This window comes from Pseudomonas sp. MWU12-2345 (assembly GCF_023242385.1).
Lineage (GTDB): Bacteria > Pseudomonadota > Gammaproteobacteria > Pseudomonadales > Pseudomonadaceae > Aquipseudomonas > Aquipseudomonas gingeri_D.
The window spans coordinates 1-9,578 of the sequence record NZ_JALLJA010000036.1; the positions used below are offsets into that span (position 1 = coordinate 1).

Consider the following 9,578-nt stretch of genomic DNA (forward strand, 5'->3'; position numbering starts at 1 on the left):
CGTTCACGGCGCTGACCCGACCGCGCATCTCGTCCGGGGTTTCCAGTTGCACGAAGGACGCACGGATCACCATGCTGATCATGTCCGCCGCGCCCAGCACCACCAGCACCGCCAGGGAAAACCAGAACGAGGTCGACAAGCCGAAGGCGATAGTCGCCACGCCGAACACGCCGACGGCGGTGAACATGATCCGCCCGACCTTGCGCTCCACCGGGAAGCGCGCCAGCCACAGCGACATCAGCAGGGCGCCCACCGCCGGGGCCGAGCGCAACAGGCCCAGGCCCCAGGCGCCGGTCAGCAGGATGTCCTTGGCGAATACCGGCAGCAGGGCCGTGGCACCGCCCAGCAGCACGGCGAACAGGTCCAGGGAAATCGCCCCGAGAATGTCCGGGCGACTGCGGATAAACCGAATCCCCGCCAACAGCGAATGCAGGGTGGCCTTGCCCTTGTTCAGGGCGGTCTGCCGCGCCGGCAGGTTGAGCATCAGCAGGCAGGCGATCGCATACAGGGCCACGGTGGGCCCATAGACCCAGACACTGCCCAGGGCATAGAGCAAACCACCGAGGGCCGGGGCGACGATGGTCGCCAGTTGCTGGGCCGACTGCGCGGCGGCCACGGCGCGCGGGAACAGCGCCGCCGGGACGATGGACGGCAACAGCGCCTGGGTGGTGGGCATTTCGAAAGAGCGCGCCGCCCCCAGCAGGAACGCCAGGATAAAGATCATTTCCCGGGTCACGTGGTGGGTCGCGCTGCCGACGGCCAGGCTCAGGGCGATCAGCGCCTGCAACGACTGGCACAGCGCCGAGACGTAGCGCCGGTCGTAGCGGTCGGCGACATGGCCGGTGTGCAGCATGAACAGCAGCCGCGGGGCAAACTGCACCAGACCCGCCAGGCCCAGGTCCAGCACATTGCCGGTCAGTTGGTAGAGGTTCCAGCCGATGGCCACGGTGAGCATCTGGAAGCCGCTGGCGGTAAAGATCCGCGCCAGCCAGAAAGCCAGGAACGGATGGTGGTGGCGCAACAGCAACGGCGTGGTGTCGGGCATCGGGGGCTCGGTCGGGGCGTGGGGAAAGCAGAGGTTATCATTTGGGTGTAACAAGAAGTTGCCAGATTGCACGGGTTTTTTGCGGATCAGAAGGGCATCTGAGCTGAGACAACCTGTCACGCGGCAAAAGACCACGCAGGCAGCTCGTCGGAATGGGACTACTCTTTCAACGTTGATTGATCCGGATCAATACCTGACAGAGGAAGCATTATGTTCGGTTTGGAGGCGCTCGATCTCGCCCGAATCCAATTCGCGTTTACCATCTCCTTCCATATCCTGTTCCCGGCGATCACCATCGGCCTGGCGAGTTACCTGGCGGTACTCGAAGGCTTGTGGCTGAAGACGCACAACGATACCTACCGCGATCTGTACCATTTCTGGTCGAAGATCTTTGCCGTCAACTTCGGCATGGGCGTGGTCTCCGGGTTGGTCATGGCCTATCAGTTCGGGACCAACTGGAGTCGCTTCTCCGACTTCGCCGGTGCGGTCACCGGGCCGTTGCTGACCTATGAAGTGCTCACGGCGTTCTTCCTCGAAGCCGGTTTCCTCGGCGTGATGCTGTTCGGTTGGAACCGCGTCGGACGGGGCCTGCATTTCTTCTCCACGGTGATGGTGGCCATCGGTACGCTGGTCTCGACCTTCTGGATTCTCTCGTCCAACAGCTGGATGCAGACGCCCCAGGGCTACGAAATCATCGACGGCCGGGTGATCCCGGTGGACTGGTTTGCGGTGGTGTTCAACCCGTCCTTCCCTTATCGGCTGATGCACATGGCCACGGCGGCGTTCGTGGCGACGGCGTTCTTCGTCGGCTCGTCGGCGGCCTGGCACCTGTTGCGCGGGCGCGATAATCCGGCGATCCGCACCATGCTCTCGATGGCCATGTGGATGGCGCTGATCGTCGCGCCGATCCAGGCGGTGATCGGTGACTTCCACGGTCTCAACACCCTCAAGCACCAGCCGGCGAAGATTGCCGCCATCGAAGGCCACTGGGAAAACGTCGGCAACGAGCCGACCCCGCTGATCCTCTTCGGCCTGCCGGACATGAAGGCCGAGAAGACCCGTTTCGCCGTGGAGATTCCCTACCTGGGCAGCCTGATCCTGACCCACAGCCTGGACAAACAGGTGCCGGCCCTCAAGGAGTTCCCGCCGGAGGACCGGCCGAATTCGACCATTGTGTTCTGGTCGTTCCGGGTCATGGTCGGCCTGGGTTTCCTGATGATCTTCACCGGGCTCTGGAGCCTGTGGCTGCGCAAGCGTGATCACCTCTACAGCAACCGTACCTTCCTGTACCTGGCGCTGTGGATGGGCCCTTCGGGCCTGATCGCGATCCTGGCCGGCTGGTTCACCACGGAGATCGGTCGTCAGCCCTGGGTGGTCTACGGCCTGATGCGCACGGCGGATGCTTCGTCCGGGCACACCTTGGTGCAAATGAGCATCACCCTGGCGCTGTTCGTCGTGGTCTATTTCTCGCTGTTCGGTGCCGGCCTGGGCTACATGATGCGCCTGGTGCGCAAAGGGCCGAAAACCAACGAAGGGGCCGAGTCGAGCCACGGTGGTCCCGGCCAGCAACGCACGCCGGCCCGTCCGCTCTCCGCCGCCGATGATGGCGCCGAAGATGCTCACCACCTGAACAAGGGGAACTGAGTCATGGGTATTGATCTTCCGCTGATCTGGGCCGTGATCATCATCTTCGGCATCATGATGTACGTGGTCATGGATGGGTTCGACCTGGGGATCGGCATTCTCTTCCCCTTCATCAAGGACGACCGTGACCGCGATGTGATGATGAACACCGTCGCGCCGGTCTGGGACGGCAACGAAACCTGGCTGGTGCTCGGTGGCGCGGCCTTGTTCGGCGCGTTTCCGCTGGCCTATTCGGTGGTGCTGTCGGCGCTCTACCTGCCATTGATCCTGATGCTGATCGGGCTGATCTTTCGTGGCGTGGCCTTTGAGTTCCGCTTCAAGGCCAAGGAGCACAAGCGGCATATCTGGGACAAGGCGTTTATCGGTGGTTCACTGACCGCGACCTTTTTCCAGGGCGTGGCGCTGGGGGCTTTCATCGATGGTATTCCGGTGGTCAATCGCCAGTTCGCCGGCGGCTCTCTGGATTGGTTGACGCCCTTCACGCTGTTCTGTGGCGTGGCGCTGGTGGTGGCCTATGCCTTGCTCGGCTGCACCTGGCTGATCATGAAGACCGAGGGCAAGTTGCAGGAGCAGATGCATGACCTGGCGCGGCCCCTGGCCTATGTGGTGTTGGCGGTGATCGGGGTGGTCAGTCTCTGGACGCCCCTGGCCCATGCCGAGATCGCCGCGCGCTGGTTTACCTTGCCGAACCTGTTCTGGTTCCTGCCGGTGCCGATCCTGGTGCTGGTGACGCTGTACGGCTTGCTCCGGGCGGTGGCGCGTAACGCCCACTACACGCCGTTCCTGCTGACCCTGGCGCTGATTTTCCTGGGGTATAGCGGCTTGGGCATCAGCCTGTGGCCGAATATCGTGCCGCCGTCGATCTCGATCTGGGACGCCGCCGCGCCGCCGCAAAGCCAGGGCTTCATGCTGGTGGGGACGCTGTTCATCATCCCGTTCATCCTGGGCTACACCTTCTGGAGCTACTACGTGTTCCGCGGCAAGGTGACCCACGAGGATGGTTATCACTAGGGGAGTGTGCCCGCTCCGTGCAGGAGTGGGCTCGTTCGCGATGGCGTCCAGTGGAACGTCAGCGGATTTGAGAGACGAGGATTGGGTTTATGACAGGCAAACCTTCTTTGCACGAGATCGAGGCGGCGGAAAAGAAACCGCTCTGGCAACGTATTGGCTGGCTGGTGATTATCTGGACTGGGAGCGTGCTGGCATTGTTCGTGGTCGCGAGCCTGATGCGGCTGTTCATGAATGCGGCGGGGTTGACCACGCACTAGCCGATCTTTGTGGTGGTATTGAGGGCCCTTTCGCGGGCAAGCCCTGCTCCTACAGTACGGTGCCGAACACAGACTCTGCGTACGACATCAAACTGTAGGAGCAGGGCTTGCCCGCGAAGCTTTTGACGTTCGGTTACTTGCGCGCCTTGAGAATCACGAACTTGGGCGTCGCCGCCACTTGTTCGACCCCCCGGAACAACCGCGCCAGCTTGCTGTGATAACCCAGGTGGCGGTTGCCGACGATATACAGCGCGCCACCCACCACCAGGGCTTCACGGGCCTGCTGGAACATCCGCCAGGCGAGGAAGTCGCCGACCACCTGTTGCTGGTGGAAGGGCGGGTTGCACAACACCACGTCCAGCGATTGCGGCGCTTGTCCCGCCAGGCCGTCGCCAGCCTGTATCACTGCCTCGCGCTCGCCCAACGTTGCCCGCCAGTTTTCCCGCGCCGACTGCACGGCCATGAACGACTCATCCACCAGGGTGTACTGGGCCTGGGGGTTTTGCAGGGCGCTGGCGATCGCCAATACCCCGTTGCCGCAGCCCAGGTCCGCGACCTGCGCGCTACCCAGGTTGCCCGGCAGATGGGGCAGGAAGGCCCGGGTGCCGATGTCCAGGCCTTCGCGGCAGAACACATTGGCGTGGTTGAGCAGCTCGATGGCCGGTTCGTCGAGCCGGTAGCGCGTCGGGTAGGGCGATACGGCCGGCTCCCGGGCCTCGGGCGTGGCGATCAGCAAGCGGGCCTTCTTCACCGCCAGGGACGCCTGCACCGGGCCGATATAACGCTCCAGCAGATCGCCGGCGGCCCTGGGCAGGTGCTTGATCATGGCGCCGGCGATCACCTGGGCGCCCGGTGCCAGCTGGCCTTGCAGGCGAATCAGCTGTTCTTCCAGCAGCGCGAGGGTCTTCGGCACCCGGATCAACACCCGGTCGAAGGGCCCGGCCCAGGTCTCGCTGGCGGGGATATGCGGCACCGCGTCGAAGGCCTGGCCGTTACGCACCAGGTTCTTTTCCAGCGCCAGGGCACCGAGGAACGAGTCGCCGCTGCTGGTCACCCGCACCTGTCCGGCCAGGCTGCTGGCCAGGGCGCCGAAGCTGTCGTTGAGCACCAGCACCCGGGTCTCGGCCGACACGCCCTGCTCGGCCAGATGCGCGAGCAGGTACTCATCCGCAGCATCGAAGGCTTGCAGGGGCTCGTTCTGTTGTTCGGGCTGGCGGATCAGGTCGAGTCGGGCAAACGGGCTTTCTAGCAGGGGCATGGAGGGCTCTGGAGCGTCGATGTTGCCTCGTCACAGGTCAGGACAGGACAAGCGGGAAGAGAAGTTCGAAGGATTTTACGTGGGTTTGGCGCGGATTGCCTGTTTCTTCTGAGGGCAGGTCCTTCTGCCTGGTCGCTCCGTGCTCGTTCAGAAAAGCAGCCCTGATTTGGCGGCACACAAGACGGCGGAAGCTTTGTTGTTGACCCCGAACTTCCTCATGATCGTGCTCATGTGAAAACCCACGGTGCGCGTGGTCAGGTGGAGAATGTCGGCAATCTCGGAGGCGGTCTTGCCTTCCGCGGTCCACTTCATGATCTCGGCTTCGCGCGGCGACAACGGGTAGCTGTTGTCCGACCGTGGGGTCGGCAGCAGCTTGTCTGCCAGCGCTGAATGCAGCCAGTTGCACAGCCAGAGCACTTGCCCTGCCTTGCTGTAGAACTCATCGGTGGTAATCGGGACCGAATTGCGCGCCAGACTCAAGGTACTGACGATGCCGCGAACGTCATGGACGGACTGTGAGCATCCTTGTCTCAACCCATGCTCTTGCATGTCTCTCCAGAGTGTTGGGGTGGATTGAAAGACCTCCGGGGACCAGAGGATCGGGAACACCGAACGATGACAGTGGAAAACCAACGGATCGATCGTTTGGTAGTTGTTGCGCTGATAGCATCTGTTCCATTCACTTGGGTAGTTGTTGAAGCTTGTGCTGTTTGTTTGATGGCTTCCGAGTAAGGTGGTCATTCTGAATGATACGTAGGTGAAACCTATTTGCATGGCCAGATTGAAAACTGCGTTGAAGATTGCTTGTTCTTCTTTTTCACTCATGAGCTGATGCAGTTGATTGTCCTGCCAGTTCTCCATTGAGGTGCCCTTCCGTGATTGCGTGTAACGGTCGAAGGTGACGGGAATAGTGTAGGAAAGATCCGTATTGCGGGCCGATGTTTTTTGCTCTCCGATGATATTTTTATCGACTTTAAAAAAATGCAGTTATCGCGCGTCGTGCGGTAATTGGGGCGGTTTGCTATCATTTTGGAGTCTACCCTAGCTGAGGGTGTTGGTGTGAGCCGTGCCTTTGCGGACTTTGCAAGAGTTTCTATTTGTGAGCACTTACGAGATGCAGGTCGAAATATTTTATATAAGCTGTTGTTTTTAGTTGTATGTGTACGTTGGTGATCAATACGTATAAGTTTTCCAATAATCCTATACCAACACAAAGTACCGGTGTTTCTCCCATGGACTTTGCGCGACACTGACGTTCACTGCCTTACGGAGAACGCCATGACTGCCAGCGCCGAGAAGTTCACCCGCCAGGTCCTGCGCGATGTCCAGCCCTTGACCCCCAGCCTGTTCACCTTGCGTGCCAGTCGTGATGCCGGCTTTCGTTTTCGAGCCGGCCAGTTCGCCCGCCTTGGGGTGAGCAAGGCCGACGGTAGTGTCGTGTGGCGGGCTTATTCGATGGTGTCCTCACCCCATGACGAGTTCCTCGAATTCTTTTCCATTGTCGTGCCCGAGGGCGAATTCACCAGCGAGCTGAGTCGTCTGCGCGAGGGCGACACCTTGCTGGTGGACAAACAGGCATTTGGCTACCTGACCCTGGACCGTTTCGTCGACGGGCGTGACCTCTGGTTGCTGGCCACCGGCACCGGCATCGCACCGTTCCTGTCGATCCTGCAGGATTTCGAGGTCTGGGAGCGCTTCGAGCGGATCATCCTGGTCTACAGTGCCCGCGAGGCGGCGGAGCTGGCCTATGGGGAACTGATCGCCGGCCTGGCCGGGCGCGATTACCTGGCCGAGCACGGCCACAAACTGCAGTTCATTGCCACGGTGACCCGCGAGCAGTGTCCGGGTCTGTTGAACGGACGCATCACTCACTTGATCGAGAACGGCGAGCTTGAACGGGTGGCGGGCGTGGCGCTGTCACCCGAGCATTCACGGGTGATGCTGTGCGGCAACCCACAGATGATCGATGACACCCGGGCACTGCTCAAGCAACGGGGCTTGCAGCTCAGTCTGAGCCGGCGCCCCGGGCAGGTGGCGGTAGAGAACTATTGGTAGGGCGACACTGCGTTGTGGCAGTCAGGGCTTGTTGGCCTGGGCCTTGAGCAGGTCGCGGATCTCACCCAGCAGTTCCTCTTCCTTGGTCGGGATTGGCGGCACGGTCGGGGCTACCGCCTCTTCGCGCTTGAGCCGGTTGATGGCCTTGACCCCCATGAAAATGGCGAAGGCGACGATGATGAAGTCGATGCAGCTCTGAATGAATTTGCCATAGGCCAGGACCACGGCTGGCACATTGCCGTCGGCGGCTTTCAAGGTAATGGCCAGGGCACTGAAGTCGACCCCGCCGATGAGCAGCCCGATCGGAGGCATCACCACGTCGCCGACAAACGACGAAACGATCTTGCCGAAGGCCGCGCCGATGATGATACCGACGGCCATGTCGACCACATTGCCCTTGACCGCGAAGGCCTTGAACTCACTGAGCACGCTCATAGGTTATTCCTTGTTACAGATGAGTGGAGTGATCGCAGTGTAATGGAGCCGCGCGGATCTTGCAGGATGCGCGGAGCCGGCTGCGCTTGCTCTAATCGACCGGTTGCCCGGGGAAAAGTTTGCAAAGTGCCAGCAATCGCGCGAAATACACGCCCTGGCGGCGGATGGCCCGTCTATTTTCTCAATCGACCTCTTCAGGCTTTTCTATTTAGAGAACCGGGCTTCAGTCACTAGCCTCTGGTCAGCGCATTGGAATGCGCTCTACAAAAACCAGAGGAGTCCGACATGAACATCATTCCTGCCCTTGGAAGCGTTTCTTCAAGGCGCGTGCTGTGCGTCTTGAGCGCCAGCCTGCTATCCCTGTCCGTCCACGCCGCGACCCTGACCCGTGATAACGGTGCCGCGGTCGGCGATAACCAGAACTCGCAGACCGCCGGTGCCGCCGGGCCGGTGCTGCTGCAGGACGTGCAACTGATCCAGAAACTCCAGCGCTTCGACCGTGAACGTATTCCGGAGCGTGTGGTGCATGCGCGCGGCACCGGTGCCCATGGCACCTTTACCGTCACCGATGACCTGAGCGACCTGAGCAAGGCCAAGGTCTTTGCCGCCGGCAGTGCCACGCCGGTATTCGTGCGTTTCTCCGCAGTGGTGCACGGTAATCATTCGCCGGAAACCCTGCGCGACCCGCGCGGCTTTGCCACCAAGTTCTATACCAGCGAAGGCAACTGGGACCTGGTGGGCAACAACTTCCCGACCTTCTTCATTCGCGATGCCATCAAGTTCCCGGACATGGTGCATGCCTTCAAGCCCGATCCGCGGACTAATCTCGATGACGACTCGCGGCGCTTCGACTTTTTCTCCCATGTCCCTGAAGCCACTCGCACGCTGACCGAGTTGTACTCGGACTCCGGCACGCCGGCCAGTTACCGGGAGATGGATGGCAACGGTGTGCACGCCTACAAGTTGATCAATGCCAAGGGCGACGTGCATTACGTCAAGTTCCATTGGAAGAGTCTGCAAGGGATTCGAAACTTGGATCCAAAATCGGTGGTCGAAGTGCAGGGCAAGGATTACAGCCATATGACCCACGATCTGGTGGCGCATATCAACAAGGGCGAGTTTCCGAAGTGGGATCTTTATGTCCAGGTCCTGGCGCCAGAGGACCTGGGCAAGTTCGACTTCGATGCACTGGACGCCACCAAGATCTGGCCGGGCGTGCCTGAGCGCAAGGTCGGGCAGATGGTGCTGGATCGCAACCCGGCGAATGTCTTCCAGGAAACCGAGCAGGTGGCCATGGCCCCGGCCAACCTGGTGCCGGGTATCGAGCCGTCCGAGGACCGGCTGTTGCAGGGCCGGGTCTTTTCCTATGCCGATACCCAGATGTATCGTCTGGGGCCGAACGCGTTGCAGTTGCCGATCAACGCGCCGAAAGTCGCGGTCAACAACGGCAATCAGGATGGGGCGATGAACAGCGGCCACAGCAGCGCCGGGGTGAATTACCAGCCCAGCCGCCTGTTGCCTCGCGAGGAGCCGCAGGCGGCCCGTTACAGCCAATTGGCCCTGGCGGGCAGCACCCAGCAGGCGAAGATCCAGCGCGAGCAGAACTTCAAGCAGGCCGGTGACCTGTACCGCTCCTACAGCAAGAAGGAAAAGCAGGACCTGATCGAGAACTTCGGCGGTTCCCTGGCGGACACCGACGACGAGAGCAAGCACATCATGCTGTCGTTTCTCTACAAGGCCGACCCGGAGTATGGCGCGGGGGTGACCAAGGTGGCCAAGGGTGACCTGGCACGGGTCAAGGCGTTGGCGGCGAAGCTGGCGGATTGAGGTCTGTCACTCAAGCCTGACCCGATCTTGAAAACACCACAAATCC

The 9,578-nt window shown here is 61.2% G+C and carries 9 protein-coding genes; 5 read left to right on the forward strand and 4 right to left on the reverse strand.

Annotated features, from left to right (window positions below):
* On the reverse strand, nt 1-1,045 hold a 1,045-nt coding region (locus M5C71_RS33365), incomplete at its 3' end, for an MFS transporter (protein WP_248769693.1).
* 210 nt (nt 1,046-1,255) lie between these two features.
* Between M5C71_RS33365 and M5C71_RS33370 the strand changes: the two genes are divergently transcribed.
* The 3 genes from M5C71_RS33370 (at nt 1,256) to M5C71_RS33380 (ending at nt 3,957) form a co-directional block, all read left to right on the forward strand.
* Nucleotides 1,256-2,689 carry a cytochrome ubiquinol oxidase subunit I gene (locus tag M5C71_RS33370; RefSeq protein WP_177099306.1) on the forward strand — a complete coding sequence of 478 codons (1,434 nt, stop codon included), beginning with the start codon at nt 1,256-1,258 and terminating at the stop codon, nt 2,687-2,689.
* A 3-nt stretch (nt 2,690-2,692) separates the two neighbouring features.
* Nucleotides 2,693-3,700 (forward strand): cytochrome d ubiquinol oxidase subunit II, encoded by a 1,008-nt coding sequence (gene cydB / locus M5C71_RS33375; protein WP_100941470.1) that lies wholly within the window; start codon nt 2,693-2,695, stop codon nt 3,698-3,700.
* Between the two features lie 89 nt (nt 3,701-3,789).
* On the forward strand, nt 3,790-3,957 hold the full coding sequence (locus M5C71_RS33380) for a DUF2474 domain-containing protein (protein WP_103498104.1): 168 nt from the start codon (nt 3,790-3,792) through the stop codon (nt 3,955-3,957).
* A gap of 133 nt (nt 3,958-4,090) precedes the next feature.
* On the opposite strand, the gene M5C71_RS33385 is transcribed toward M5C71_RS33380, so the two are convergent.
* Complete coding sequence (locus M5C71_RS33385; protein WP_152741767.1) at nt 4,091-5,215, reverse strand: methyltransferase; 1,125 nt, start codon at nt 5,213-5,215, stop codon at nt 4,091-4,093.
* Nucleotides 5,216-5,362: 147 nt separating this feature from the next.
* Nucleotides 5,363-6,076 carry a LuxR family transcriptional regulator gene (locus tag M5C71_RS33390; RefSeq protein ID WP_103498102.1) on the reverse strand — a complete coding sequence of 238 codons (714 nt, stop codon included), beginning with the start codon at nt 6,074-6,076 and terminating at the stop codon, nt 5,363-5,365.
* A 417-nt stretch (nt 6,077-6,493) separates the two neighbouring features.
* On the opposite strand from M5C71_RS33390, the gene M5C71_RS33395 reads away from it, so the two are divergent.
* On the forward strand, nt 6,494-7,270 hold the full coding sequence (locus M5C71_RS33395; protein ID WP_103498101.1) for a ferredoxin--NADP reductase: 777 nt from the start codon (nt 6,494-6,496) through the stop codon (nt 7,268-7,270).
* 21 nt (nt 7,271-7,291) lie between these two features.
* Here the strand turns inward: M5C71_RS33395 and mscL are convergent, their stop codons facing one another.
* Nucleotides 7,292-7,705 (reverse strand): large-conductance mechanosensitive channel protein MscL, encoded by a 414-nt coding sequence (gene mscL, locus M5C71_RS33400; RefSeq protein ID WP_177099314.1) that lies wholly within the window; start codon nt 7,703-7,705, stop codon nt 7,292-7,294.
* Nucleotides 7,706-7,990: 285 nt separating this feature from the next.
* Here mscL and katB point away from each other — a divergent pair, with 285 nt between their 5' ends.
* Nucleotides 7,991-9,532 carry a catalase KatB gene (gene katB, locus M5C71_RS33405; protein WP_177099316.1) on the forward strand — a complete coding sequence of 514 codons (1,542 nt, stop codon included), beginning with the start codon at nt 7,991-7,993 and terminating at the stop codon, nt 9,530-9,532.
* Nucleotides 9,533-9,578 lie beyond the last annotated feature (46 nt).

Excerpts from the sequence above, each read along its gene's own strand:
- M5C71_RS33370 (WP_177099306.1), top strand. The coding sequence starts at position 1,256 with ATGTTCGGTTTGGAGGCGCTCGATCTCGCCCGAATCCAATTCGCGTTT.
- cydB (WP_100941470.1), top strand. The coding sequence starts at position 2,693 with ATGGGTATTGATCTTCCGCTGATCTGGGCCGTGATCATCATCTTCGGC.
- M5C71_RS33380 (WP_103498104.1), top strand. The coding sequence starts at position 3,790 with ATGACAGGCAAACCTTCTTTGCACGAGATCGAGGCGGCGGAAAAGAAA.
- M5C71_RS33385 (WP_152741767.1), bottom strand. The coding sequence starts at position 5,215 with ATGCCCCTGCTAGAAAGCCCGTTTGCCCGACTCGACCTGATCCGCCAG.
- M5C71_RS33390 (WP_103498102.1), bottom strand. The coding sequence starts at position 6,076 with ATGGAGAACTGGCAGGACAATCAACTGCATCAGCTCATGAGTGAAAAA.
- M5C71_RS33395 (WP_103498101.1), top strand. The coding sequence starts at position 6,494 with ATGACTGCCAGCGCCGAGAAGTTCACCCGCCAGGTCCTGCGCGATGTC.
- mscL (WP_177099314.1), bottom strand. The coding sequence starts at position 7,705 with ATGAGCGTGCTCAGTGAGTTCAAGGCCTTCGCGGTCAAGGGCAATGTG.
- katB (WP_177099316.1), top strand. The coding sequence starts at position 7,991 with ATGAACATCATTCCTGCCCTTGGAAGCGTTTCTTCAAGGCGCGTGCTG.